Source organism: Roseibium sp. SCP14 (genome assembly GCF_040329475.1).
Taxonomy (GTDB): Bacteria; Pseudomonadota; Alphaproteobacteria; order Rhizobiales; family Stappiaceae; genus Roseibium.
In genome coordinates this window covers 255163-280163 of the sequence record NZ_JBDZYH010000002.1, presented here as the reverse complement: position 1 = coordinate 280163, position 25001 = coordinate 255163, and the positions used below count along the sequence as shown (strand labels likewise).

The following is a 25001-nucleotide window of genomic DNA, read 5'->3' as shown; positions in this document are numbered from 1 at the left end:
GTCAATAATCTGAGGGTCCTATGATTCAGCTTGCTGCTGCCTATTTCTTTACCGCCGTGGTGTTCCTGGCTGTCGATTATGTCTGGTTGTCTCAAGTGGCTACCAGATTTTATTTTGACCGGATCGGACATCTGCTGATGGACAAGCCGAACATGGCTGCCGCAGGTGTGTTCTATGTCATTTACATCGTAGGAATCGTGTTCTTCGCCGTAGCACCCGCCCTGAAGGCCGAGAGCCTGGTGATTGCGGTCGTTTACGGGGCCATGTTCGGCTTTTTCACTTATGCGACTTATGACGTCACCAACTTTGCCACCCTGAGAGACTGGCCCGTCATTGTCACCATAGTTGATGTTGCGTGGGGAACCACACTTTCAGCGGTCTCTGCATGTGGTGGATACATCTTTGCGCGAATGGTTGCATAGAGTGTCGGTGAACTCGTGATCACCCTCATTCTGATCAGCTAAACAATCATGCCCGATAAATGAATCAGTACCTCCGAGACAAACTTAGGCGGTGTTGTTACTGATTATTTACATACGGCACTATAGATTTTCCCGGGCTCAGTAGAAAAAAAGAGATTTGCACAATCTTGAGTTGCTGAGATGCGGTATGATACTCGGGGTAATAGCGTGACATTATCGATCAAGGGCAGGTTCGTCGCCATGGTTCTGTCCGCCGCCGTCATCATGATGGCAGGGACGGCATTTGCATTTTACACCTTCCGCCAGGCCTTCATGCAGGAAATCGGAACGCCGGAGAGCGCCCAGCGTTTCCTCACAGGCGATGTCGCCGGCCATATTGATGGTCTCATACTCGATCAGATGATCACGATCGGAATGGTCGTGTCACCGGTCGGACTGGCGTTCCTGGGTTTCGCGCTGGTTCTCGCTATCGGCCTCGCACGCCCGCTCGCTCGATTGCAGAACGGGTTGGACCGTCTCTCCGAAGGCGATCTCGATATCCGGATCGAAGGTGCGGAGCGCAGCGACGAAATCGGCACCATTGCGCGATCGGTCACCGCATTCCGCGAAAATCTGGCAGAAAAAGCCAAGGAGCAGGCCGAACAGGATCTTGCCCATCAGCAGGCAATGAATGCTGAACGCAAGGCGCTCATGCAGGATGTTGCAGACGATTTCGAAAAATCGGTCATCGGGGTCGTGTCTGCCCTGTCCAAGGCTGCTGGTAGCGTTGAAGGCAACTCCAGTCAGCTCAACAATGCCATGGGGTCCTCGCTGGAGGCTGTGCAGGGTGTGCACCAGGCGACTTGCGAGGCCAACAATTCCGTCGAAGTGGTGACAAGTTCTGCCGAGAACCTGTCTCAATCCCTTATGAGGGTTCGCGAGGATGTCGATCAGGCAACCACCATCGCAAGCACTGCGGTGGAGGAAGCGCGCAAGACCGACGAAGTTGTCGGCCGGCTTTCGGAAACCGGCCGTGCCATTGGAGAGATCGTTGAGCTGATCAGTCAGATCGCAAGCCAGACCAATCTGCTGGCACTGAATGCAACGATCGAAGCGGCGCGTGCCGGTGATGCCGGTCGTGGTTTTGCAGTTGTGGCCAATGAGGTCAAAGCCCTGGCAGAACAGACGACAAAAGCAACGGACGATATTTCCGCTCAAGTGGCGTCGGTTCAGGATGTTGCAGAACAGTCCGAGACTGCGATCCGTTCCATTGCTGAAACGATTGGGCAGGTGAGCGATATTTCCGGCAAGATCCGCGAAGCCGTTGAAGAGCAGACCAGCGCAACCCACGAGATCAGCAGCAATGCTCTGACGGCCCGGTCAAGCTCCGAACAGGTGGGCAGCAACGTCAACACGCTCAGTGACGTCATGGAGACCAGCCGTTCGGCAACAGATGAAATGCAGCAAGCTTCGGCCGATCTGGGAGAGCTTTCCAACAATCTGCAGTCACAGGTCAGTCAGTTTCTGAAAAGCATCAGAGCGGCTTAACTCAATTGTGCGTTTTTCCTCCGCAAAACTGCGGAGGATTTTTGGCCGGCTTTCAATGAGACGGGCAAGTTAGAGATTGCTTCAGATTTTTCGTCTTAGGTTAACGCTGGGAAAGATCAGTAACTAAGACGATGATTGGAAGCAGTCTTGGCTGAATGGCCAGCAAACTACCTGTTGATCACCCTGGGGATCGGGATTGCTGTTCTCGCTCTCGGGTTTGCTTGCGGCCGCTGGCGGCATAGCAGGCGGGAAACAGAGCTTTCTTCCAAATTCGAAAATGATGCGGCCATCCTGAAGCTGGTCGTGGAACATGCCCACGAGGGACTTGTCCTGCAGGACATTTATGGCCGCATCGAGTGGTCCAACCCTGCCTATACCCGATTGACCGGTTACACCGCTGAAGAAATCCGGGGACGTCGTCCGCAGGAATTCGTGCTGACACCGGAAAACGAGCTTCCTGCCGAGGCCATCGAAAACTTCGAATTCGACCTCAACGATATTTACTCCGGTTTCAAGGAGCTGATTCTGAACCGGCGTAAGAATGGGGAGCAGTTCTGGAACCAGCTGACATTTGCGGTAGTTGAGGGCGATACGCCTGAAACGACCAGAATGATCACTTTATGCCAGGATGTGACCAGTCAGGTCGAACACGTGAAGGCGCTGGAAGAAGCTCGCAACAGGCTGAAGCATCAGGCGGAGCATGATGACCTGACCGGGGTCGCGAACCGCACAGGATTGGCAGCCTACCTGCAGGAGCGACTTGCCCACCCGGAAGGCGGGAACGGCAAGATTGGTGTCGTGCATATTGATCTGGACCACTTCAAGGACATCAACGACAGCCATGGCCATGTCGCCGGCGATGCGGTGTTGCGCCACGCAGCCAAGGTTCTGGAAAACAGTCTTGAAGGCAGGGGACTGGTCGCGCGCATCGGAGGCGACGAATTTATCGGTATTGTTGCCGAACCACAGGATCAGAACCACATGGAAATGCTTGGCAGAAAGATCCTGGACGGCCTTGCAAATCCGGTCATGTTCGATCGCCAGCCGCTGCGAGCTGCCGGCAGCGTCGGGCTCGTGCTCGCCGATACTGCAAAGACAAGCGCTTCGGAGCTGATTCATCGCGCGGATATCGCCCTGTATGCGGCAAAAAGATCGGGTCGCAACAGACTGTCCTGGTATACGGACGCACTCGGAGCCGCGCATCGCCGGAAGCGGATGATCTTGGCGAAGCTGGATCGGGACCTTGAGAAGGGTGACCTGACCTTGTTGATGGAGCCGCAATTCGATATCGAGCAGCAGCAGATCGTCGGTTTTGAAGTATCAACCAGATGGATGCATCCGTCTGACGGATCGGTCGATCCGATACAGATGCTTTCCCAGCAGGACGACAGCAAACGCATTGCGAAGGTTGAGCGTTTCGCCTTGAGAAATGGACTTTCACAGGTCAAACGCCTGCGGGAAGCCTCCAACATCCCCTTCAAAATGTGCGTCAACCTGACTGAAGCGAGTTTTAAGTGTTCTCGTTTTCAGGACAAATTGCTGCAATGGGCAAGGGAAATGCACATTGAGCCGGAAGACCTCGTTATTGAGCTTGATGAGAAGATAATCCGGTTTGATGAACCGGATGGTTTGTTGGGCCAGGTTGAAAAGCTGTCGGCAAATGGGGTTCAGGTCGGATTGGACGAGTTTGGCGGCGGACACGGTGGGGCAGGTCAGCTGCTTCACATGAAAGCCGATGTGATGAAGGTCAGCAAGGGATTGATCGCCGGCCTGGAGCATGAGACGAACAAGCGGCAGCTGGTCCAGTCCGTCATCAAGCTGGCCGCGCAATTTGGCTTGAAGGTTGTTGCTGTCGGGGTAGATCACCCGGAACAGCTGGAAATTCTGAAAGATTTCGGCTGCACCCTGATACAGGGGAAACTCATATCCAGGCCTCTTTCTCCTGACGAAGCTGAAATGCACATGCGCGAATTCACATTACCGGATGCTGCACAATAGGTTGTCGAAGGAAATCCTGCATGTGCGAGGATTGACGTTTGTCTTTGCCCGATTGAACTTTCGAAATGCTGAAACCAATGGCTGTGTCAGTTTGGCAACAGTTTGCGCTTTCGTGCAGCAAACTGACGCGTTAGCTCTTTTCAATCGGAACAAAAGCGGTTACCACTGCAACCAGTCAGCTCTGACAGCTGGCTTTTCTTTATGAACCCCAGCGGCCGCCCGGCTGCGCAACCAGGAGGGCACTACATGATAGATCGTTGCATGATCCACCCATTTGCTGCTCCGGCTGGTTGCTCCAAGGTTTCTGTGCGCCTCCTCTAGGGGGCTCAGTCCTTCTTCAAAATCCAGAACTTTGTGGTGACCGGCTCAAGCCGTCTCCCGTGTGCTGCATCCGCGTCTGCGCATGTCTGCCGTCACCAGTTACCTTATTCCAATTCGGAGTTGTTCCGATGTCGTTCCAGTTACCACCGGACCTGGCTGCGTTGGCAGACCGTCCGGACTTCGAAGTGTCTGTTCCAGAAGAACCAGAACCGGGTTTTTTCCGCCGTATCGGTCGGATGGCTGCCTCTCTGGGTATCTTCCTGGGAGCCACTATATTGGTCGCCGTGATTTTCTTTGTCCCGGTGCTAATCTTCAATGTGAGCAGGATTGAGGCTCTTGAAATTGCGGGGCAGCAGATTTCTGCGTCGTTGTTTGCTGAGCAGCTTGGCGCCCTTTTCTGGGGCACTGCAGTCCTGGCTCTCGCCTTTACCAGCTTCGTGGCCAGCATTCTGATGTTTGCGTCTGGCCTTAGAATTCGCCCTCGTAATCAACCGTTTAGCCGTGAAGATGCTCTGCATCATCTGGCTGTGCTACGGTTGAGTGGGCCTGAGAGGTAATTATGTATGATCGGTTCGAAAAACTCGTAGATCCGTTCGAAAACACCGAACTTGACGTGCCGCCCAAAGGGTTTTGGGCCTTCTGTTGGTATTACACCAAACCTGTCTGGCCAATCCTGGCCTGCGTGTCGCTTTTCGGAACCCTGGTCGCTCTTGCCGAAGTTTACATCTTCACCTTTCTCGGCGACCTGGTCACATGGCTCGAAAAGTCCGATCCGTCCACGTTCTTGAACGAGAACTGGCCGACGTTGCTTTTCATGCTGGTGATTCTCCTGGTTCTCAGACCGGCGCTGGAAGTTGTCTGGCAGCTCTTTTTCCATCAGGGGCTCATGGGCAACTATCCGATGTCCATACGCTGGCGGGTGCACAGATATCTGCTTCGTCAGAGCGTTTCGTTCTATCAGAACGATTTTGCGGGGCGGATTGCTACCAAACTCATGCAGACGGCGCTGGGCGTGCGGGAGGTTGTCTCGCGCATGGCCGACATCATGGTCTACGTCATTGTGTATTTCACTGCGGCAGTGATCGTAGTTGCCGGTGCTAATTTCTGGCTCAGCCTGCCGTTTCTGATCTGGGTGGGTGCCTACCTTCTGACAATTCGTTTCTTCATTCCGAAGCTGCGCGACGTCTCCAAGGATCAGGCGGATGCACGCTCACTGATGACAGGTCATGTCGTTGACGCCTACACCAACATAACGACGGTGAAGCTGTTCTCGCATGCGGACCGGGAAGAGGCGTATGCCAGGAACTCCATGTATGGCTTTCTGAAGACGGTGTTTCTTCAGATGCGGTTGGTTACCGGGCTGAATATCGTCCTGGTGTTCATCAACATGCTGCTTCTGACGTCGATAGGAGCTCTTGCGATCCTTCTCTGGCAAGCCGGTACAGTAACCATCGGCGAAGTCACAATCGCCGTTGCTTTCGTCCTGCGTCTTCAGGGAATGTCGCACTGGATCCTCTGGGAGCTGGCCGGTTTGTTTGAGAACATCGGTACGGTCCAGGATGGCATCACCACCATATCGCGCGAGCGGGAGGTGATGGACGTTCCACACGCCAAAGCGCTTGTCGTTGATAAGGGTGAGATCAAGTTCGATCATATCAAGTTTCACTACGGCAAGGAATCAGGTGTGATCGACGATCTCAGTCTGACCATTCATCCGGGCGAAAAAATCGGCCTGATCGGACGGTCTGGTGCCGGCAAGTCGACGCTCGTCAACCTGCTTCTGCGGTTTTACGACCTTGAAGGCGGGCGTGTTCTGATCGACGGCCAGGAAGTCGCAAAGGTCCGTCAGGATGATATCCGCGCGAATGTCGGTGTCGTGACACAGGATACGTCGCTGCTCCACCGGTCCATATTCGAGAACGTTGCCTACGGTAAGCCGGATGCAACGCGGGAAGATGTGGAAGCAGCCCTGAACAAGGCGCATGCGCTTGAGTTTGTCCACGGGCTTGTAGACATGGAAGGACGCAGCGGACTTGACGCCCATGTTGGTGAAAGAGGGGTCAAACTCTCCGGTGGTCAGCGTCAGCGTATCGCCATCGCCAGGGTTCTTTTGAAGGACGCGCCGATCCTGGCTCTGGACGAGGCGACATCTGCTCTCGATTCAGAGGTTGAACTGGCCATTCAGGAGAGCCTGTTCGATCTGATGACGGGCAAAACCGTGATCGCTATTGCGCACCGTCTATCCACGATCGCGGCCATGGACCGGTTGATCGTGATGGACAAGGGCCGAATCATCGAAGAGGGCTCTCATCAGGAGTTGTTGGAGAGGAACGGTCTTTACGCACAGCTGTGGCAACACCAGTCTGGCGGCTTCCTGGCACCTGTTCAGGCGGCTTAATTCACAGAACCGACGGCCAAGACCGGGATTCAATCGAATTCCGGTCTTGCGCTTTTTCCCAAAAAAAGGGCAGAAAAGCGGCATAGGGGCGGTTTTGGCTGCGACATATGCGTTTTGACACGTTTGTTGATCTGGACAAGCGTTTCGAAGGGTGCAAAAAGACAAGCCGCTTGACCGGTGCGGGCTTTTCGCCGTACCCGGTCCCCGAAAAGCCCGGCATGGTTTCGACTCCTTTTTGTCAAAAAGGTGTTTCGAACCTGATGCGGGCTTTCGGTACAGGTTGAACAGGTTTCGAGAGGACGCGACCTTGGCACATACGGATCAGGCGGAACCGACCCGCCGCGATTTCCTCTATATTGCGACCGGCGCCGCAGGCGTTGTGGGCGCTGGCGCGCTGGCATGGCCGTTCATCGACCAGATGAATCCGGATGCCTCCGCATTGGCTCTGGCTTCCATTGAGGTTGATGTGTCTGCCGTGGAAGAGGGGCAGTCAATTACAGTCAAATGGCGCGGGAAGCCTGTCTTCATCCGCAACCGCACCGAAGCGGAAGTGGAAGAAGCCAAGGTGGTCCCGATTTCCGATCTGCCGGACAAACTGGCACGGAACGCCAACCTTCCGGCTACAGCCGAAGCCACCGACCCGAACCGCGGTGTCGAAGGCAAGGAAAACTGGTTGGTGCAGGTTGGTATTTGTACCCACCTCGGCTGCGTGCCGCTTGGCGATGCGGGTGACTTTGGTGGCTGGTTCTGCCCATGCCACGGCTCCCACTATGACACTGCCGGCCGTATCCGTAAGGGCCCGGCTCCCGAGAATTTGCTGATTCCGCCGCTCGAGTTCGTCAGCGACTCGACGATCAAGATCGGCTAACGGCAAGAATTTTTAGGAGACAGCCATGGCTGGACATTCAAACTATGTACCGCAGAGCGCGGCGGCAAAGTGGCTTGAAAGCCGTTTGCCGGTCATTTCGCTCGTTCGCGGTTCTTTCGTCGATTTCCCGACCCCGAAGAACCTCAATTACTGGTGGACCTTCGGTGGCATCCTGTTTTTCGTGCTGATCGCGCAGATCATCACCGGCATTGTTCTGGTGATGCACTACACGCCGAACACGCTCCTTGCGTTTGACAGTGTCGAACACATCATGCGCGACGTGAATTTCGGCTGGATGCTGCGTTATCTGCACTCCAACGGCGCTTCGATGTTCTTTATCGCCGTTTACATCCACATTTTCCGCGGTCTCTATTACGGTTCCTACAAGGCGCCGCGCGAGATCTCCTGGATCCTCGGCGTGATCATCTTCCTGATCATGATGGGCACCGCCTTCATGGGCTACGTTCTGCCGTGGGGCCAGATGTCCTTCTGGGGCGCGACGGTTATCACCAACCTGTTCTCGGCAATTCCGCTGGTCGGTGAGGCCATCAAGACCTGGCTGTGGGGCGGATTTGCGGTCGATAACCCGACGCTGAACCGCTTCTTCTCGCTGCACTACCTGCTGCCGTTCATGATCTTCGGCGTCGTTCTGCTGCACGTCTGGGCCTTCCACACAACGGGCAACAACAACCCGTCAGGTGTTCAGCCAAAGACCAAGCAGGACACCGTTCCGTTCCACCCGTACTACACGATCAAGGACCTGTTCGCGATCGTGGTCTTCATGATCCTGTTCGCATGGTTCGCATTCTACCTGCCGAACTACATGGGTCACCCAGACAACTACATCGAAGCGAACCCGCTCGTCACGCCGGCGCACATCGTTCCGGAATGGTACTTCCTGCCGTTCTACGCGATCCTGCGTGCGGTTCCGGACAAGCTTGGCGGCGTTGTGGCCATGTTCGGCGCGATTGCGATCCTGTTTGTCCTGCCTTGGCTCGACACGTCCAAGGTTCGTTCCGGCAAGTACCGTCCGCTGTTCAAGCAGTTCTTCTGGATCTTCGCTCTGAACTGCGTGATCCTGGGCTACCTCGGAGCAAAGCCGGCTGAGCCGCCTTACGTTCTGATCGCTCAGATCTGCACGGTCTACTATTTCGCACACTTCCTGGTCATCTTGCCGCTGCTTGGTTTCCTCGAGAAACCGCGCCCGCTGCCGGCGTCGATTTCCGAAGCGGTGTTGAAGGGTGGTTCCGGCAAACCGGCCGGTGCTGCTGCTGCACCGGAAACGAAATAACGCGACCGGATCAGGAGTTAATTGAGACAATGAGCACCATGATCAAAATGGTTCGTTCCTTCGTAGCGGTGGCAGCCATTGCCATCGCGACCCCGGCACTCTCTGCCGGTGGCGAAGTTCACATCGACCGCCAACAATGGTCTTTTGCCGGTCCGTTCGGCGTGTTCGAGCGGGCACAGCTGCAGCGCGGCTTCAAGGTCTACCAGGAAGTCTGTCAGGCTTGTCACGGGTTGCGTCTTGTTGCGTTCCGTAACCTCGCTGAAAACGGCGGCCCGAGCTTCAGTGAAGAAGCTGCAAAACAGATCGCGTCTGAATACACCGTCATTGACGGTCCGAATGACGATGGCGAAATGTATGAGCGTGCTGCAATTCTTGCGGATCGCTTCCCGTCACCGTTCCCGAACGAGCAGGCTGCTCGTGCGGCAAACGGTGGTGCATATCCGCCGGATTTCTCGCTGTTGGCAAAGGCCCGTGCTGCAGAGCGCGGTTTCCCGTGGTTCGTCTTCGACATTTTCACGCAGTATCAGGAAAATGGTCCGGACTATATCTACTCGCTGCTGACTGGGTATGAAGAAGACCCGGAAGGTATCGAAGTTCCGCCGGGCCAGTACTACAACCACTCCTTCCTGGCGGGTCAGTTCATTTCCATGGCGCCCCCGCTTTCCGACGAACTGGTTGAGTACACTGACGGTACGCCGATGACAGTGGACCAGTACTCACAGGACGTATCCGCGTTCATGATGTGGGCTGCAGAACCGCACTTGGAAGAGCGTAAGAAAATCGGTTTCCGTGTCATGGTATTCCTGATTTTCTTTGCTGCCCTGCTGTACTTCACCAAAAAGAAGTTGTGGCGGAACGTCGAACATTGATTCTCTCTTCGAGAGGGACGCGAAAGGCGGGCTTCAAGCCCGCCTTTTTTTGTTTTCAGGTCTGTTCAACACGCCAGCCGCTTGCTAATCAGCATGTCGATTTTGAAAGCTTATCCTGGAGATCCGGCTATGGCAGACGCAGTATTGGGCATCACTGGTGGATCCGGCATTTATGATCTGCCCGGACTGGAGAATTCCGAGTGGGTTACTGTGGAGAGCCCGTGGGGCGAGCCGTCCGATCAGGTGCGCATCGGGACCATCGACGGTCTTAAGGTCGTGTTCCTGCCGCGCCATGGCCGCGGCCACGTTCATTCACCCACGACCATCAACTACCGCGCCAACATAGACGTCATGAAACGTTGCGGTGTGACAGATCTCCTGTCTGTCTCAGCCTGTGGCTCCCTCAAGGAAGAGCACGCTCCGGGTATGTTCGTTCTGGTCGACCAGTTTATCGACCGGACGTTTGCGCGGGAGAAGAGTTTCTTCGGCACCGGATGCGTGGCGCATGTTTCCATGGCGACACCGGTCAGCCCGAAATTGGTGGATGCCGTAGCGGCGGCTGCTGAGGCGGAAGGTCTGCGCTGCAACAAAGGCGGAACCTATCTGGCGATGGAAGGTCCGCAATTCTCCTCGCTCGCAGAAAGCAATCTCTACAGGTCCTGGAATTGCGATGTGATCGGCATGACCAACATGCCGGAGGCCAAGCTCGCCCGTGAAGCTGAAATCTGCTACGCGACGGTTGCCATGGTTACCGACTATGACAGCTGGCACCCCGATCATGGCGAGGTCGATATCCAGTCGATCATCAAGGTTCTGAAGGACAACGCTGAAAACGCCCAGAAACTCGTTGCCCGGGTTGCAAAAGACTTCCCGCGTGCGCATCAGTCCTGTCCTGCCGGGTCGGACACGGCGCTCGAATTTGCCATGATGACGGCACCTGAAAAGCGCGATCCGGCTCTGGTTGCAAAACTCGATGCGGTCGCTGGCCGCGTTTTGAACAAGACCTCCTGAAACCTAGCCTTTTTCTGTTCTTAAACATTCGTCGGACACTGACGAATTCGCTTCGACCGGCATATCAAACTTGATATAAGCGTCGGTCGGGGCCTATGCCGGAACGATCATCCAAAGAAAGAGAACTCGATGACCGACCAGACGATCCAGGATGAATTGATCAGCGCGATCCGTACGATCAAGGACTATCCTCAAGAGGGAATCCTGTTTCGCGACATCACAACGCTTCTCGGCAATGCCAGGGCGTTCCGGCGCGCGGTCGATGCACTGGTGCAGCCGTGGGCCGGGTCCAAGGTCGACCAGATCGCCGGTATCGAGGCAAGAGGCTTTATCCTGGGCGGTGCCGTTGCCCACCAGCTTTCCGCCGGTTTCGTACCGATCCGCAAGAAAGGCAAACTGCCGCATGAAACGGTTCGGGTCGCCTATTCGCTCGAATACGGCCTCGATGAAATGGAAATGCACAAGGACGCGATTCAGCCCGGCGACCGGGTCATTCTCGTGGATGATCTGATTGCGACGGGTGGAACTGCCGAGGCGGCGTGCAAGCTGCTGCGGTCCATGGGGGCAAATATTGAAGCAGCTTGCTTTATTGTCGACCTTCCGGATCTTGGCGGGCGCAAGAAGCTTGAAGCGCTGAACGTTCCCGTTCGCACCCTGGTGGAATTCCCGGGACACTGACCTGACATGGTGGGAGGAGCCAACGTCGACGTCAGCAGACCGGAATTTTCCAGGCAGTTTCAAAAGGACTTCGAGACCCTGCTGAAATGGCGCCGCGATGTGCGCCGGTTCAAGTCAGATCCGTTGCCGGAAGGTGCTCTGGAGCATCTGTTACATCTGGCTGACCTTGCGCCATCTGTGGGCAACAGCCAGCCGTGGCGCATCGTCGTTGTTGAAGCACCAGAAAACCGGGCAGAAGTTATCGCCTCGTTTGAAGCTGAAAATGAAGAAGCTGCAAAGCACTACGATGACGACAAGGCACAGCTTTACCGGCAGTTGAAACTCGCGGGGCTGAAAGAGGCTCCTGTTCACCTGGCAATCTTCAGCGATGATGATCCGGAGCAGGGTTATGGCCTTGGCCGCTTGACCATGCACGAAACTCTTGCCTATTCGACAGTCAGCATGGTTCACACATTCTGGCTGGCCGCCAGGGCTGAGGGCATTGGTGTCGGCTGGGTGTCGATCCTGGATCCGGAAGTGGTTGCAAAGGTACTACAGGTTGACGCCAGCTGGCGGCTTGTGGCTTATCTATGCGTTGGTTTTCCTGAAGAAGAACACATCGACCCGGAATTGGAACGCGCGCGCTGGCAATCGCGCAGTCCCTTGGAGACGCGGTTATTCCGACGATAGGAGCATCCTTTATGCCTGTGATTATCCGCCCTACCGAAGATAAAGACCATGCAGCCGTGCATCAGCTTCTGACGGAGCGCTGGACGGCGCCGGACATCATGCTGGGTGGCAAGATGTATGACGCATCGCGCCTGCCGGGTTATGTCGCCTATGACGGCGACGATCTCGTCGGCCTCGTCACATTGATCAAGACCGACGGCGAATGGGAAATCCTGACTCTCGATTCCATCAACCGCTGGGGTGGCGTCGGCAGCCAGTTGCTTGATGCCGTTGTGACAGAGGCTCGCGCCAACAACATAAAGCGGCTGACGGTTCGGACCTCCAACGACAATCTGGATGCATTCCGCTTTTACCAGCGTCGGGGTTTCCGGTTCGAGCGTATAGGGCAGGGTGTGATTGACCGGGAAAGAGAACAGAAGCCGGGAATTCCGCTACGCGGCGATTATGGTATCGAGATCCGCGACGAAATCCTGTTTGCCCGCGCGCTGTAGCACAGGCAATCCCGCCTCTTGCCCGCCGAACTGATCACAGCTCTGTTCAGCGAGGCAATCTTTCCACGAAAACCGTGGCCTTGAAGGAGAAAACGAGCTTTTCATCCTGATTATGCGCCAGCATGTCGGAATGAAGCAGCCCCCATTGCGGGCGGCTGCGGCTTTCCGTTTTTCCTGTCACGACACGGGTGTAATGCAATGTGTCCCCGGCATAGACCGGTTTGATCCATTTCAGGTCTTCAAAGCCGGGAGACGGGCCGTAGCGGGCCGGGGTCCTGCCTTCTTCAATCGCCTGCCGATGCAAGGCGTCTGACTTGGCGACAAACAGCTTCATGAAGACAGCGGACGTGTGCCACCCGGAGGCACACAGCCGGCCGAAGTGGGTTCTGGCGGCTTCTTCCTCACTCAGGTGAAATGGCTGCGGGTCGTATTTTTCGGCAAAACGGATGATCTCTTCGCTGGAAAACGTGTGCCGCCCGAGTTCCAGCTTTTCTCCGATGGAAATCTGTTCGAAGAACTGGGTCATTGGTCTGCTTGCCGTTTCTGAAAGAGGATCGGGTTTTCCCAAAGAATTACCTGGGTGCCAGACTGATTGGTGGCAGTCACGCGAACAAAGACCAATCCCAGGTCGGGCTTGGAGCGCAGATCCTTGGTCTCCAGAACTTCGGCAACTGCGGTCAGAATGTCTCCCGGCGAGACCGGTTTCTGCCATTTCAGTTTACTGATGCCGGGTGAGCCCCGACCGGTGCTTTTGTTCAGGAGGCCGGTTGCAAGCAGGCGCATGACGAGGGACGCCGTATGCCAACCGGATGCGGCCAGGCCTCCCAGCATGGAGTTCCTTCCCGCATCCTCGTTCAAGTGGAAATCCTGCGGGTCGAACTCGCTGGCAAACTCGATAATGTCTTCTTTGCTGACCTGAACCGAGCCGAGGTCGTAACTCTGTCCGGGCGCAAAGTCTTCAAAATGTAAGAGATCTGGCATGAAGGGAGACGGTGTTTGTTGAAGACATGCAAGTTTGGCAGGTTTGCATGTCTCACATGTTGCTAACGGACCGATCAGTCGTAGTAGATTTCGTTGTCGTCCAGATAGACATTGCTGGCCGAGCAGATATCGATGTCGATCGGATCGTCGAGGATCTCTTCGTCGTCTTCTCCGAGCCAGCCGACCTGAAAGGTCTGTTCGCAACTGCCGCTTTCGGCCGTGAATTCTGCCTGTGCACTTTCACCCGGGTCCAGAAATTCGGACAGCCAGTTGTCGCTCCAGCCGCTGCCGTCATTCGTGTAGAAACCCACAACGACGTTGCTGTTGGTGTTGTTGTAAATCTGGAAGATGCCTTCAGATCCAGTGCCTTGCGCAATTGCGGAGGTCACGCTTGCAAGAATCATGGCTGTACAGCCGATGACCTTTATGAATGTCATGGAAATTTCCTCTGTCTGTCCCGTGATTGGGAATATTCGGGGCAGACGCTATCGGTCAGGCAGAGAGAAGTAAAATCTTTTTTCGTGCGAGCCGTCTGGCATCAGGTTCACGGAGGCAATGATACTCCGAACCGGATACCTTTGCTGCGAACGGACCTTCAACTCAGCAAGATTTATCAGATTGGCCGGTGCTAGGGTCACCTCAATCGAGCAAGGGCATTTGCAATGACGCAACATGAAAAACAGGCGATCTCGCCGAAGGATAACGGTTACATCCGGCGCTTCAGCCGGGTGATCGAATACATCTATGCCAATCTGGACCAGGACCCGGATCTGGCAACGCTTGCGGAAATTGCAGCCCTTTCGCCATGGCATTGGCACAGAGTGTGGCAATCAACCTATGGCGAATCGATTGTTGCGACGGTGAAGCGCCTACGTCTTCACCGGGCAGCAGCGGATCTTTCTTATACGGATGCACCGATTGCTGCCGTTGCCAAACGGGCCGGTTATGGCAGCCAGGAAGCCTTCAGCCGCAGTTTCAAGCAGGCCTATGGCAATTCTCCTTCCTCCTATCGTTCCGCCGGAGTGCAGGCGCGCGTTCAGCCTGCACATGGCGGGGCGCCGGTTCCCCAGTCGAAAGGACATTCCCTGATGCATGAAGTTGAAATCAAATCCCTGCCGTCCGAGCACCTGGCCGTGCTGCGCCACAAAGGTCCGTATATGGAAATCGGCAAGGCATTCGAGAACCTGATCGGAATTCTCGCGAGTCGGAACCTCATGGGGCAGGTCGGCGCGATGAAGGCACTGTATTTTTCAGATCCGACGCATGTGCCGGAGAATGAGCTTCAGTCGGCTGCAGGTGTCGCGGTGTCGGACAGCCTGCCTGCCGAAGCGCCGCTGGAACAGGTGGAGGTGAGGGGCGGAGACTATGCCGTTCTTCACTACAAGGGCCCTTACGCAGACATGAAATGGGCCTATGAGTGGCTCTACGGGGAATGGCTGACCCAGTCCGGACGCGAACCGGCAGATGCCCCGTGCATGGAAATCTATCTCAACAACCCGCGAGAAACGGCCCCGGCAGACTTGCTGACGGATATCTGCCTGCCGTTGAAGCCTGTCTCCTGACCGATCAAAGAGGCCAGAAGACGAGGATGGCGGGAATGGAGACAGCGAGCACAAGCAGCTCGAGTGGCAAGCCAATCCGCCAATAGTCTCCAAACCTGTATCCACCCGGACCCATGATGATGGTGTTGTTCTTGTGACCGATCGGGGTCAGGAAAGCACAAGAGGCCGCCACGGCGACTGCCATCAGAAATGGGTCCGGGTTAACGCCCAGTGAGTTGGCAATCTGAACCGATATCGGTGCCGCTATCAGGCATGTCGCGACGTTGTTCAGGAAGTCCGACAGGGTCATGGTGACGATCATCAGAACCGAGAGCGTGACCCACGCCGGGGCACCTGATGTCAGAGTGATGATGCCGTCGGCAATCAATTGGGCGTTTCCGGCGCTTTCGAATGCCTGTCCGAGCGGGATCAATGAGCCGAGCAATACGATCACTTTCCACTCGACAGAGCTGTAGACCTCCGTTCCACTGATCAGCCCGCTGGCTGCATAAAGGACAACGCAGGCCGCCAGAGCGACGGGCAGGTACGCAATGCCTGCAACTGCCGCGGCAATTGCCAGAATGAAACCGGCGATTGCCAGCCATGCCTTGTTGCGTTGGATAAGGCCGGTCTGCCTTCCTTCCAAGGGCAGGACACCCAGCCAGTTGCAGGCGCTTTCCAGGCGCTCGGACTTGCCGAGAAGGAGGAGGACGTCTCCGGGACGAATGGTTTCGTGGCGCACGCGCTTCTGGATGCGCCGGCCCTGACGTGAAATTCCGAGCAGTGTGACACTGTGCCCGTAAAGAAGCCGCATGTTGAACGCGGATTGTCCGGTGATACGCGAGCTGTCCGGAACTATCGCTTCAACGAGCGATAGGGCAGAGCCGACGAGGCCCCCCTTGTGCTTTTCGGAGCCGGCAAATTCCAGTTTGGCTGCTCCCATAAAGCTCTCTATGGCCTTGGGGTCACCCTCCACGACCAGATAGTCGTCCGTCTTGATGGGTTCACGGCGGGCAAAACCCCTGATGCGGCGACCGTTACGGATGAGGCCAATGATGGCAACATCCTTGTCTTCGGCAATGGGATAAAGGTCGCCGACCGACAGGGGTTTGTCTTCGGAGACCTTGCCGACTTTCAGTTCAGCCGAATAAAGGCTTTCGGCAAAGCCTTCCTGTTTCGGCTTTTCTCGGAAATGAGACGGCAACAAGCGCCAACCGAATACCGCGACAAAGGCGATGCCGAACACGGCAACGGTCAGTCCGACGGGTGCGAAATCGAACATGGAAAACGGGCTGCCGAGTGCGTCGGAACGGTATTCGGCGATCACGATGTTCGGTGGGGTGCCGATCAGAGTGATCATGCCCCCGAGGATCGTCGCGAAGGAGAGAGGCATCAGTGAGAGCCCCGGTGACCGGTCGGCTTTTCTGGCCGCTTCCAGATCAAGCGGCATCAGTAGGGCCAGGGCGGCGACATTGTTGATGATCCCGGAGAGACCGGCACCAACGACCGCCATGAGGCCGATATGTCCGGACAGTCCGCGCGATGCTGACAGGAGGTGCATGGCGATCAGTTCGACCGCGCCCGAGTTCATCAGTCCCCTGGAGACGATCAGAACCAGCGCAATAATGATGACGGCAGGATGGCCGAAGCCGGAAAAGATCTGATCGGAGGGCACCAGCCCCAGGAATGCACCGAGAATGAGTGCGGAAAAGGCAACGAGATCAAAGCGTATGCGGCCCCAGACCAACAGCGCGAAGACGACGGCAAACAGGGCGAAAAGTTCAACTTGATCACTGGTCACGTAAGGCAGGCCCTTTGGTCTTCCATTGGCAGGACCTTGCCAGATGAACATGACCAAAACGTAATCTCAAGGCCACTCATCGGACATGTGCGCTCTCCATATTCTAGTCAGCAGCAAGGCAATGAAGCCGCTGCGATGAAAGGGAGAGAAAAAATGAGAAGCAGAAAAGGAGTAGCAGACCAAGTCGACATCATGGTGCGTGCAAGGAACGCACGGAGCTCAAGTTTGAGCTCGTTGTTTGGCTTCGGTAAACACAAAAACAAATGGAAAGATCATCAAGGCCCGAACCCTCTTACGATGATGGGGCTGGATCGCAGCTAACCAAAACCCCGCTGGAATTCCAGCGGGATTTTTTTTGACCTTTTGAAAGTTGTTGCCACACCAGCAGTCGGCCTGATGGCCGCCTGCAAGATTTGTGAGATGTGATTTCCAATCCACAGGTTGACGAATTGACTGTTGGTTGTCATGGGCACCAGGCTGCCCAAAAAAATTCCCCTTTAGATCCATTGGCCTGGCGGGGTGTGTCGTATTTGTAATTTTCCGGTCAGACACCGGACATGTGTACTCCCTACATTCTAATCAGCAGCAAGGCTTTGAAGCCGTTGCGAAAGAAAGGGAGTGAGACCAATGGAATTCAACAATCGTTCGTACTACGAAATGAACCATCTGCTGCGGGAATATGGCGCTCCGAAAACAAGTTGGAGTTCACGGATCGGCTTGAAGAGAAGCCGTAAGTGGAAAGACCACCAAAGCCCAAATCCACTGATGATGATGGGACTGGACCGCAGTTGAGGAAAGACCCCGTTGGAAACCCAGCGGGGTTTTGTTTTGGGCGATTGGCCTCCTGGTCAAGTGACGGTCACAGCCAGGGAGGGCAATCCGTCGACCATCGCTTCCATCCTGTCACCGCGCCTGATCGGGCCGACACCGGCAGGCGTACCGGTCAGGATAACGTCTCCGGCGGCCAGTTCGAAATAATCCGACAGGTAGGAAATCATCTCCGGAACCTTCCAGATCATCTGGTTGAGATCGCCCTGCTGACGAACATCATCGTTGACTTTCAATATGATCGCGCCGTTGTCCGGATGGCCGCACTCGGCAGCCGGAACCAGCGGTGTGATCGGGGCTGAGGCCTCAAATGCCTTACCGATTTCCCAGGGGCGCCCCATCTTCTTGGCCTGGCCCTGCAGGTCACGGCGTGTCATATCAAGCGAAATCCCGTAGCCGAAGACGTGATCCAATGCACTATCCACCGGGATGTTGCGGCCACCGGACTTCAGGGCAACAGCCAACTCGATTTCATGGTGCACATCATCTGATTTCGGCGGGTAGGGGAATTCGCCCGAGATATTGAGGTTGTTGGGATTTTTCTGAAAAAAGAAGGGTGGTTCCTTGTCCGGGTCATGACCCATTTCAACGGCATGAGCTGCATAATTCCGTCCTATGCAATAGACCCGGCGAACCGGAAAAAGGCTGTCCGTGCCTCTGACCGGCAGCGTTGCAAGCTGTGGCAACTCGATAACAAATTCAGACATGCGCTCCCTCTGCCTTTTCTGGAAATTCATCGCAAAAGACCCTAACCAATTTCATATCAATCTCAACCAATTTTTTGATTTGTCGATTTTTTCTTGCAAAATGGGATTGATTCGAGATTAATTAGGGTATTGATCGCAAATTGGTTGATCAATATGAAAGATGTTCACGCGTTTGTGATGAAGAGAGGCGCTTGTGCTGAACCATTCCGAGACCGCAGACCGAACCGGCGCTGTCAGCCTGTTGAAAGACTTCATCGCCGAAAAATCCTACGCTCCTGGCGATCGCCTGCCGGCAGAACGAGAGCTGATCGGGCAGCTGGGCATGACGCGCAATTCCTTGCGCAAGGCCCTGGATTCACTCGAGCGCGAAGGGGTGATCTGGAGACATGTCGGCAAGGGCACCTTCATCGCCGGACATGAGGATCAGATCGATATCGGCAAGCTATCGGAAATCGGCCATCAGATCACGCCGGTCAAGATGATGCGGGCACGGCAATGCATCGAGGCTGTCATCGCGCGTGAAGCAGCGATCAACGCATCGCGCCAGGCCGTCATGAAAATCAAGCAGGTGAAGGAGCGGGCAAGGCAGGCTTCCAATTGGAACGACTATGAAACCCAGGACGACCAGTTTCATTACGCCATTGCCGAAGCCACGGACAATATTCTGCTGATCGCGCTGTTCGATCAGCTGAACAAGGTGCGCAGGGCTGTGGCCGTGAGCACCGTTATTCGAGAGACGGAACGCCCGCCGGAAAATCACACCAGTTTTGCCGAGCACGATCGCATTTGTGCGGCGATCGAGGATCGGGATCCCAAGGCTGCCCATGATGCGATGTGGCAGCACATCAGCTCCGTATCAGCACGATTGTTCGGAGAGGTTTAGGGAGAGCAGCATTCAGCGGGTCAAGAGAGCCCAAAAGCCGCGACCTGATCTGAAAGACAGAGGACCAGAAGGTCCACATTCAGGGAGGAGAACGATGAAGTCTATATTGCGCAAACTGGGGACGGCGGTCGCCGTTGTTCCGCTCGCCGTTGGTCTCATGGCAGGTGCTGCAGAAGCCGCCGGCAAAATCAAGATCGCGCTGGCAGAGACGCCATCTGATGAACTGGCTGCATTCTTTGTCGCGCTGGATCGGGCGAAGGCCAATGGTCTGGAATACGAATGGACGGCATTCTCTGACGAGGAGCTTGCGATCCAGGCCGTGTTGAGCGGGCAAATGGATATCGGTTTTGGAACGCCGTATGCCGCGATGCAACGCTCAAAGGCTCCCATCCGCATCGTGTTCCAGCTTTCGAAGTTGAAGTTTTTCCCGGTGACTTCACAGAAATACAGTAAACTGGAAGACCTCAACGGCGAACCGATCATGCTGCATTCGCGCGGCGGAGGAACGGACTCCATCGCCAACGTGATCGAGGACAAGTTGAACATCAAGTTCGGAGACCGTTCCTACGTGCCCGGATCGTCGAACCGTGTCGCCGCCCTTATGGCAGGGCAGACAGATGCGACGATCATTGACCTGTCCAACAAGAACAAGGTCATGAAGATCGCAGGTGACAAGTTCAATGTTCTGCCGATGTTCGAAGTCGATGCCAGTGATGAGGCCCTGTTCGCAAATCTTGATTGGATCAAGAACAACGAGAAGGATGTCGAGATATTCGTCAACGCTCTGGTCGGCGTCTGGCAGGACATGGCCGAAGACCCGACGATCATCTCCAGGGAAACCGACCCGGACGGCCCTATCGGGCAACTGCCACCGGAAATTCTCGGTAACCTGGATGCCTTCTACACCGATGCTGTCGCCGGCGGGCTTTACGATCCCAACGGTGGAGGCCGCAAGGCCGCGCTTGCGGACATTGAGTGGTACTCGAATGCCGGTCAGCTGGAAGGAGATCCAGCATCCTTGAACATCGAGGATTTCTGGTATCTCGCACCGCTGGACGCAGCGACGCAGTAAGTCCGGTTCCCATGGCTGCCGGGAGTTTCCGGCAGCCGATTCCGGTTCCTGTCACACAAAGGACCCCGGCTTATGAAAAACCGTTCGTTCTGGTTGAAAATTCTCTCCGCAGTGCTCCTGTTCGGGGCCTGGCAGGTCGCGGGTATGATCCCGGTCAGCTACGCCTTTCCGACATTCGTTGAATCAATGTCGGCACTTGTCCGCATGGCTGGTGACGGTACGCTCTTCCAGGCTTATGTCGAAACGCTTCGGCCACTGGTGGTCGGCGTGGCGATCTCTGCCGCGTTCGGAATTGCGCTTGGACTATGGATTGGTTTGAGCGAAAAATTTGACTGGCTGTTCTCACCGATCTTCATCGTCATGCAGGCGGCACCGCTGGCTGCCTTGATACCGTTGCTGGTCATGGCCTACGGCATCGGCTTGACGTCCAAGGTCTTCGTAGTCTGCATCATGGCAATGCCGGTAATTGTGCTCAATACCGCCGGTGCCGTCCGCAATACGCCATCTTCGATCAAGGAAATGGGCCGGTCCTTTCTGGCATCGGATACCGAAATCATCCTGAAGATCGTCATTCCGGCAGCGTCGCCGGTGATCTTCAGTGGTTTGCGTCTCGGCATTTCAGCCGGGTTCATCGGTGCCGTGCTGGCCGAACTCAAGATCACGCCGACAGGTGTCGGTGACATCATCACCTATAGCCGCTCGATCGCGGATTACCCCGCCATGTATGCCGCGATCTTCTCAATCATCCTTCTTGCTGTCCTGTTCCTCAATCTGTTGGAGCGGCTGGAAGTCTACCTCTTTGAAGGAAATGTCCGTGGTTATGCCTCAGATTAAGGAAGTCGTTGATGCCGTCGTGGGACCTGGAAACGACAACGCCGTTGTCGCCCGGGGCGTATCGAAGACCTACGGCACCGTGGAAGCGCTCAAGAACCTCACGCTGGAGTTTCCACGTGGGCAGCTGACCTCACTTTTGGGGCCTTCGGGATGCGGTAAGACAACGTTGTTGAAAATCATCGCCGGTCTGCTTGAGCCGACGGCGGGCGAAATCGAAGTCAATGGCAGGCCCGTTACGGGGCCGGGGCCCGACCGCGCGTTCGTCTTTCAGGATTTTGCGCTGCTGCCTTGGGCCAACGTTCTGCGCAACGTGGCATTCGGGCTTGAACTTCGCGGCGTCGCAAAGTCCGAACGTGAAGCCATCGCTGAGAAATACATTGCGGAAGTCGGCCTTTCCGGATTTGAAAAAAGCTTTCCCCATCAGCTTTCTGGCGGCATGCGACAGCGCGTAGGCCTTGCCCGTGCATTGTCCGTCGATGCGGACGTGCTGCTGATGGACGAGCCTTTTTCTGCGGTCGATGAGCAAACCCGGCGCAAGTTCCAGGAAGATCTCCTGAACCTCGTTCAGAACGAGAACAAGACTTTCATCTTCGTGACCCATTCGATCGAGGAGGCGGTCTATGTATCCGACCAGATTGCAATCCTGTTGCCGCGCCCGAGCCGGGTTTCGGAAATCATCCGCCCGGCAGGGCTTCGCAACAAGAACACCGACAACATCCGCCGGGATCCTGAATACCTGGATATCGTCGACCGGATCTGGGCTTCGCTGCGAAGCTACGTGGAATAGGGGGGCGTCATGACAATATCTGGTGTCCGTCTGCCGGCCATGTCGTCCCTCATCCTGTGGGGACTTCTGTGGGAGATTGTTGGCCGCCTGGACCTGACCTTCTTCGTGCCGCCGCTTTCAGAGGTCTTCGTGACCCTCTATGCGGTCATTGGTACCGCACCGTTTCTGAAGGCATTGTCCGAAACGGCCTATGCTTTCGCGGCCGGCGTTTTCTTCGCCGTCATCATCGGAATACCGGTCGGCATTCTGATGGGTAAGAACCGGCTGGTGGATGAGCTTTTGCTGCCCTGGGTCAACGTGTTCCTGAGCGCGCCGCTGACAGCGCTCGTTCCTGTGTTGATGGTGCTTTTCGGGTTCGGGATGAAGTCGATCATCATCACCACGACGCTGTTTGCGATCTGGATCATCATTCTGAATGCGCGCGCAGGGGTGTTGCAGATCAACCGGTCCCTGGTCGAAATGGCCCGATGTTACGGGGCCAACCCGTTCCAGGCGTTTTACAAGATCTATTTCTGGGCGGCCTTGCCGGAAATTCTTGGCGGGGTGCGTATCGGTGTGATCCGAGCCGTGAAAGGTGTGATTATCGGTCAGCTTCTGATCTCGATTGTCGGCTTCGGGGCCTTGTTCGAGCTTTACGCCAACAACTTTCTGATGGCGCATTTCTGGGCTGTTCTGCTGGTGCTCTTCGCACTGGCTTTCACGGTTTCGGAGTTTCTCGCCTATCTGGAACGTCGCGTTTCCTACTATGCAGCCAAGCGCTGAGTTTCAGATGACGAAAACTGGCCCGGAGGTATCTCCGGGCTTTTTTCTTGACGTTCAGATCTGCAGGCGGCCGGAGACCGGCAAGTCTGATCCTAGGGGGAGAACATCTGCCTTTGCGAGTTAACTCGCTCGACTGTTCCTGGTCAGGACTTCACTTGTTCTGTAAGACAACTTCTTAGGTCCAAAGCCCAGGAAGACATAACTTCCCGTCAGAGCGACAAGAACTGCAATGCCCAATCCAGCCATCACATCTACCAGATAGTGATTGGCATGGGAGACCGCAGACATTGCCATCGACAGGTTTAAAACCAATGCAGGCCATTTAATCCAACTTGTCCGCCACAAAGCCCAGATCGTAAAAAAGCCCATTCCGGCATGAACGGATGGGAAAGTCACAATTCCGACGACGTCGTCTCCTGACAAGATGAATGAAGGATCGTTTCGCAGCGCATTGAATGCATCCAAAAAATGGTAGCCGAATTTTGCGTCGATGTTCTGTAGCGTCGTTACGTCAAAATCATAATAGCTGTAGGTTCCCAATGCCGGAAATGGAATGGCGAGGGTACTTGCAACAAGTATCATCAAAGCATAGCCGAATATGTATGCAATGGCGCGTGGCACTTGCCCAATACAGCATAACAGAACGGGCACAAAAACCAGCTGAACCTTTAGGGATGCGTAGGCAAGTTCAAGGTATATGGAGAGCCAGTGCGAACTGTCCACAAATCGAATAAATGCAATCCAGTCAAATCCCAACGCCCGATCCATTTCCACCAACTGCCTATCGGCGAGTGGAAAATCGAGTGAGTATGCCAAATAAGTCGCGATTAACGCCGGAACCAGCACTGCAAATCCTGCTCCCAAGATTTCGGCAATCGGAGCTACATATTTGTCCTTTATTAAAATCATCAGCAGAGCTATGGCGTAAAATGATGCTGATATGTAGAATATATATGAAAATGATTGGAAATTTATTTCCAGTCTCGAGAAGGTGCTGAGAATATATATAAAGATCCAGATGGAAATTACAGAAATCTGAAGATTTATTCTTTCTTTTATGTGGTAATTTCTATTCATTCTTGGATCTTTGTCACGATGCCTGTTGTATGATTTGAGTAAGTAGTAAACGTTGTAGATGGTAATGTATTAATTCATGCATTACGTGAGTTGATACAAATTCCGAGCCCAATTTGAGGTAGGTTCATCTTATTTCTTTTGGGTAACTTGCGGTTTTGTTAATTTACTTAATGTTTGTGAATAAATAATAAATATTTCTTATCCCGATTTGAGGCGCTTGTTTGAATGACTGGAGCCGAGTGCTTTTGAGCGACCGCAACGGAAGAAACGTATTGCAGTGATTGATAAAATGGGTGCTTTCGCGTGCATGAACCGCTTCAGCCGTTGAATAGAGGTTCGAATAACAACCAGCAGATACTGATCCAGTCCAAATGACGGACTTCGCGCTGTCGATTGGATGAATACAGTGGTCCATCACAAGGCAGATAGCTGTCATCATATCGCCACTGTGCGTTGGTCAGCTTCTTTTTTGTCTGTCGCTCTGCCCTGGGAAATTCCCTGCAAATAATCAGATCTGCAGGCGGCCGGAAATTGGCAAATCGATATCCTGCGGGTGCTTGATGACTTCCGCGATCGCCAGACGCATTCCTTCGGCTGCCGTTTCAACAGACATGCTGGGTGCACCAAGATTGTCCTCCAGAGCGGCGACTTCAGGAAGGTGGGGGAGGTGTACGCAACCGGCTCGTACCTTGCTCTTTATCACAGCGAGATGATGCTGGATGCCGTAAAACAGATGATTGCAGCAGAACGTGCCGGCCGCATCGGAAATGTCCGCGGGAATGCCGCCATCGCGCATGGCCTTCACCATGGCGCGTATGGGCAAGGTGCTCTGATAGGCAAGCGGACCGTCGGGAGCGGTCGGTTGGCCCTGCAGGGACACACCGGCGTTGTCCTTCAGTTCGTAACGGGTGGAATCGTTGAAGTTCTGGGCGATGCGTTCGACCGTAATCGTTGCGCGACCACCATATTCGCCCATCATTATGGCAGCACCCGAGCCGGTCTCGCTCAAGGCTTCCCTGACCGCATCGATGCAGACGAAAAAGCTGTTCGGTATGATCCGTGACACGACCTTCACGCCTTCGATGAGTTCGCCATCGAGATGCCTTGCAACGTGCTCGGCCGGATTCACCGGAGTGTTGCCAAAGGCTTCGAAGCCGGTCAGCAAAACGGATTTCATTGGACCGC

26 protein-coding genes are annotated in these 25001 nt (G+C 55.0%); 18 read left to right on the top strand and 8 right to left on the bottom strand.

Annotated features, from left to right (window positions below):
• Positions 1-20 precede the first annotated feature (20 nt).
• The 12 genes from ABLQ08_RS08785 (at position 21) to ABLQ08_RS08730 (ending at position 12543) form a co-directional block, all read left to right on the top strand.
• A complete protein-coding gene (locus ABLQ08_RS08785) occupies positions 21-422 on the top strand; it encodes a DUF2177 family protein (RefSeq protein WP_352940841.1) in 402 nt (133 codons plus the stop codon).
• A 207-nt stretch (positions 423-629) separates the two neighbouring features.
• A complete protein-coding gene (locus ABLQ08_RS08780; protein ID WP_352940839.1) occupies positions 630-1949 on the top strand; it encodes a methyl-accepting chemotaxis protein in 1320 nt (439 codons plus the stop codon).
• 147 nt (positions 1950-2096) lie between these two features.
• Entirely contained in the window at positions 2097-3947 is a 1851-nt protein-coding gene (locus tag ABLQ08_RS08775) for a putative bifunctional diguanylate cyclase/phosphodiesterase (protein ID WP_352940837.1), read from the top strand.
• A gap of 449 nt (positions 3948-4396) precedes the next feature.
• A complete protein-coding gene (locus ABLQ08_RS08770; RefSeq protein ID WP_352940835.1) occupies positions 4397-4825 on the top strand; it encodes a hypothetical protein in 429 nt (142 codons plus the stop codon).
• 2 nt (positions 4826-4827) lie between these two features.
• Positions 4828-6666, top strand: coding sequence for an ABC transporter ATP-binding protein (locus ABLQ08_RS08765; RefSeq protein ID WP_352940833.1), 1839 nt, complete (start codon positions 4828-4830; stop codon positions 6664-6666).
• 307 nt (positions 6667-6973) lie between these two features.
• Complete coding sequence (petA, locus tag ABLQ08_RS08760) at positions 6974-7534, top strand: ubiquinol-cytochrome c reductase iron-sulfur subunit (RefSeq protein WP_352940831.1); 561 nt, start codon at positions 6974-6976, stop codon at positions 7532-7534.
• Positions 7535-7559: 25 nt separating this feature from the next.
• Positions 7560-8825: a cytochrome b gene (locus ABLQ08_RS08755; protein ID WP_352940829.1), complete on the top strand. Its 1266-nt coding sequence runs from the start codon at positions 7560-7562 to the stop codon at positions 8823-8825.
• Positions 8826-8854: 29 nt separating this feature from the next.
• On the top strand, positions 8855-9694 hold the full coding sequence (locus ABLQ08_RS08750) for a cytochrome c1 (RefSeq protein WP_352940827.1): 840 nt from the start codon (positions 8855-8857) through the stop codon (positions 9692-9694).
• A 129-nt stretch (positions 9695-9823) separates the two neighbouring features.
• Positions 9824-10705 carry an S-methyl-5'-thioadenosine phosphorylase gene (locus ABLQ08_RS08745; protein ID WP_352940825.1) on the top strand — a complete coding sequence of 294 codons (882 nt, stop codon included), beginning with the start codon at positions 9824-9826 and terminating at the stop codon, positions 10703-10705.
• A gap of 129 nt (positions 10706-10834) precedes the next feature.
• Positions 10835-11383 carry an adenine phosphoribosyltransferase gene (locus tag ABLQ08_RS08740; RefSeq protein WP_352940823.1) on the top strand — a complete coding sequence of 183 codons (549 nt, stop codon included), beginning with the start codon at positions 10835-10837 and terminating at the stop codon, positions 11381-11383.
• A 6-nt stretch (positions 11384-11389) separates the two neighbouring features.
• Entirely contained in the window at positions 11390-12052 is a 663-nt protein-coding gene (gene bluB, locus ABLQ08_RS08735; RefSeq protein ID WP_352940821.1) for a 5,6-dimethylbenzimidazole synthase, read from the top strand.
• A gap of 11 nt (positions 12053-12063) precedes the next feature.
• Positions 12064-12543 carry a GNAT family N-acetyltransferase gene (locus ABLQ08_RS08730; protein WP_352940819.1) on the top strand — a complete coding sequence of 160 codons (480 nt, stop codon included), beginning with the start codon at positions 12064-12066 and terminating at the stop codon, positions 12541-12543.
• A 46-nt stretch (positions 12544-12589) separates the two neighbouring features.
• Here the strand turns inward: ABLQ08_RS08730 and ABLQ08_RS08725 are convergent, their stop codons facing one another.
• From ABLQ08_RS08725 to ABLQ08_RS08715, 3 genes are all read right to left on the bottom strand, one after another.
• On the bottom strand, positions 12590-13069 hold the full coding sequence (locus ABLQ08_RS08725; protein WP_352940817.1) for a MaoC family dehydratase: 480 nt from the start codon (positions 13067-13069) through the stop codon (positions 12590-12592).
• Positions 13066-13524, bottom strand: coding sequence for a MaoC family dehydratase (locus ABLQ08_RS08720; protein ID WP_352940815.1), 459 nt, complete (start codon positions 13522-13524; stop codon positions 13066-13068). Before ABLQ08_RS08720 ends, ABLQ08_RS08725 begins: the two co-directional genes overlap by 4 nt.
• A 74-nt stretch (positions 13525-13598) precedes the next feature.
• The gene (locus ABLQ08_RS08715) at positions 13599-13961 is read right to left on the bottom strand and encodes a hypothetical protein (protein WP_352940813.1); all 363 of its coding nucleotides are present in this window, start codon (positions 13959-13961) and stop codon (positions 13599-13601) included.
• 225 nt (positions 13962-14186) lie between these two features.
• Between ABLQ08_RS08715 and ABLQ08_RS08710 the strand changes: the two genes are divergently transcribed.
• Positions 14187-15086 carry an AraC family transcriptional regulator gene (locus ABLQ08_RS08710; RefSeq protein ID WP_352940811.1) on the top strand — a complete coding sequence of 300 codons (900 nt, stop codon included), beginning with the start codon at positions 14187-14189 and terminating at the stop codon, positions 15084-15086.
• A gap of 4 nt (positions 15087-15090) precedes the next feature.
• On the opposite strand, the gene ABLQ08_RS08705 is transcribed toward ABLQ08_RS08710, so the two are convergent.
• The 3 genes from ABLQ08_RS08705 to ABLQ08_RS08695 form a co-directional block, all read right to left on the bottom strand.
• Positions 15091-16866, bottom strand: a complete 1776-nt coding sequence (locus ABLQ08_RS08705; RefSeq protein WP_352940809.1) for an SLC13 family permease — start codon at positions 16864-16866, stop codon at positions 15091-15093.
• Positions 16867-17085: 219 nt separating this feature from the next.
• Positions 17086-17418: a hypothetical protein gene (locus ABLQ08_RS08700; RefSeq protein WP_352940807.1), complete on the bottom strand. Its 333-nt coding sequence runs from the start codon at positions 17416-17418 to the stop codon at positions 17086-17088.
• Positions 17419-17714: 296 nt separating this feature from the next.
• Positions 17715-18401: a fumarylacetoacetate hydrolase family protein gene (locus ABLQ08_RS08695; protein ID WP_352940806.1), complete on the bottom strand. Its 687-nt coding sequence runs from the start codon at positions 18399-18401 to the stop codon at positions 17715-17717.
• A 193-nt stretch (positions 18402-18594) separates the two neighbouring features.
• On the opposite strand from ABLQ08_RS08695, the gene ABLQ08_RS08690 reads away from it, so the two are divergent.
• The 5 genes from ABLQ08_RS08690 (at position 18595) to ABLQ08_RS08670 (ending at position 22739) form a co-directional block, all read left to right on the top strand.
• On the top strand, positions 18595-19284 hold the full coding sequence (locus ABLQ08_RS08690; protein ID WP_352940804.1) for a FadR/GntR family transcriptional regulator: 690 nt from the start codon (positions 18595-18597) through the stop codon (positions 19282-19284).
• 94 nt (positions 19285-19378) lie between these two features.
• The gene (locus ABLQ08_RS08685) at positions 19379-20356 is read left to right on the top strand and encodes an ABC transporter substrate-binding protein (protein WP_352940802.1); all 978 of its coding nucleotides are present in this window, start codon (positions 19379-19381) and stop codon (positions 20354-20356) included.
• 72 nt (positions 20357-20428) lie between these two features.
• Positions 20429-21190 (top strand): ABC transporter permease, encoded by a 762-nt coding sequence (locus ABLQ08_RS08680; RefSeq protein ID WP_352940801.1) that lies wholly within the window; start codon positions 20429-20431, stop codon positions 21188-21190.
• Positions 21177-21977, top strand: coding sequence for an ABC transporter ATP-binding protein (locus tag ABLQ08_RS08675; protein ID WP_352940800.1), 801 nt, complete (start codon positions 21177-21179; stop codon positions 21975-21977). Before ABLQ08_RS08680 ends, ABLQ08_RS08675 begins: the two co-directional genes overlap by 14 nt.
• A 9-nt stretch (positions 21978-21986) precedes the next feature.
• A complete protein-coding gene (locus ABLQ08_RS08670) occupies positions 21987-22739 on the top strand; it encodes an ABC transporter permease (protein WP_352940798.1) in 753 nt (250 codons plus the stop codon).
• A 120-nt stretch (positions 22740-22859) separates the two neighbouring features.
• Here ABLQ08_RS08670 and ABLQ08_RS08665 read toward each other — a convergent pair whose 3' ends face one another.
• Together ABLQ08_RS08665 and pcp are read right to left on the bottom strand one after the other, a co-directional pair.
• Complete coding sequence (locus ABLQ08_RS08665; RefSeq protein WP_352940797.1) at positions 22860-23816, bottom strand: phosphatase PAP2 family protein; 957 nt, start codon at positions 23814-23816, stop codon at positions 22860-22862.
• Between the two features lie 508 nt (positions 23817-24324).
• Entirely contained in the window at positions 24325-24993 is a 669-nt protein-coding gene (gene pcp / locus ABLQ08_RS08660; protein ID WP_352940795.1) for a pyroglutamyl-peptidase I, read from the bottom strand.
• Positions 24994-25001: the final 8 nt, after the last annotated feature.

Bases quoted from the DNA above. Each gene is read 5' to 3' on its own strand.
- pcp (WP_352940795.1), bottom strand. From the start codon at position 24,993: ATGAAATCCGTTTTGCTGACCGGCTTCGAAGCCTTTGGCAACACTCCG.
- ABLQ08_RS08725 (WP_352940817.1), bottom strand. From the start codon at position 13,069: ATGACCCAGTTCTTCGAACAGATTTCCATCGGAGAAAAGCTGGAACTC.
- ABLQ08_RS08710 (WP_352940811.1), top strand. From the start codon at position 14,187: ATGACGCAACATGAAAAACAGGCGATCTCGCCGAAGGATAACGGTTAC.
- ABLQ08_RS08730 (WP_352940819.1), top strand. From the start codon at position 12,064: ATGCCTGTGATTATCCGCCCTACCGAAGATAAAGACCATGCAGCCGTG.
- ABLQ08_RS08720 (WP_352940815.1), bottom strand. From the start codon at position 13,524: ATGCCAGATCTCTTACATTTTGAAGACTTTGCGCCCGGACAGAGTTAC.
- ABLQ08_RS08770 (WP_352940835.1), top strand. From the start codon at position 4,397: ATGTCGTTCCAGTTACCACCGGACCTGGCTGCGTTGGCAGACCGTCCG.
- ABLQ08_RS08675 (WP_352940800.1), top strand. From the start codon at position 21,177: ATGCCTCAGATTAAGGAAGTCGTTGATGCCGTCGTGGGACCTGGAAAC.
- ABLQ08_RS08695 (WP_352940806.1), bottom strand. From the start codon at position 18,401: ATGTCTGAATTTGTTATCGAGTTGCCACAGCTTGCAACGCTGCCGGTC.
- ABLQ08_RS08755 (WP_352940829.1), top strand. From the start codon at position 7,560: ATGGCTGGACATTCAAACTATGTACCGCAGAGCGCGGCGGCAAAGTGG.
- ABLQ08_RS08680 (WP_352940801.1), top strand. From the start codon at position 20,429: ATGAAAAACCGTTCGTTCTGGTTGAAAATTCTCTCCGCAGTGCTCCTG.
- bluB (WP_352940821.1), top strand. From the start codon at position 11,390: ATGGTGGGAGGAGCCAACGTCGACGTCAGCAGACCGGAATTTTCCAGG.
- ABLQ08_RS08745 (WP_352940825.1), top strand. From the start codon at position 9,824: ATGGCAGACGCAGTATTGGGCATCACTGGTGGATCCGGCATTTATGAT.
- ABLQ08_RS08670 (WP_352940798.1), top strand. From the start codon at position 21,987: ATGACAATATCTGGTGTCCGTCTGCCGGCCATGTCGTCCCTCATCCTG.
- ABLQ08_RS08785 (WP_352940841.1), top strand. From the start codon at position 21: ATGATTCAGCTTGCTGCTGCCTATTTCTTTACCGCCGTGGTGTTCCTG.
- ABLQ08_RS08685 (WP_352940802.1), top strand. From the start codon at position 19,379: ATGAAGTCTATATTGCGCAAACTGGGGACGGCGGTCGCCGTTGTTCCG.
- ABLQ08_RS08765 (WP_352940833.1), top strand. From the start codon at position 4,828: ATGTATGATCGGTTCGAAAAACTCGTAGATCCGTTCGAAAACACCGAA.
- ABLQ08_RS08665 (WP_352940797.1), bottom strand. From the start codon at position 23,816: ATGAATAGAAATTACCACATAAAAGAAAGAATAAATCTTCAGATTTCT.
- ABLQ08_RS08740 (WP_352940823.1), top strand. From the start codon at position 10,835: ATGACCGACCAGACGATCCAGGATGAATTGATCAGCGCGATCCGTACG.
- ABLQ08_RS08750 (WP_352940827.1), top strand. From the start codon at position 8,855: ATGAGCACCATGATCAAAATGGTTCGTTCCTTCGTAGCGGTGGCAGCC.
- ABLQ08_RS08715 (WP_352940813.1), bottom strand. From the start codon at position 13,961: ATGACATTCATAAAGGTCATCGGCTGTACAGCCATGATTCTTGCAAGC.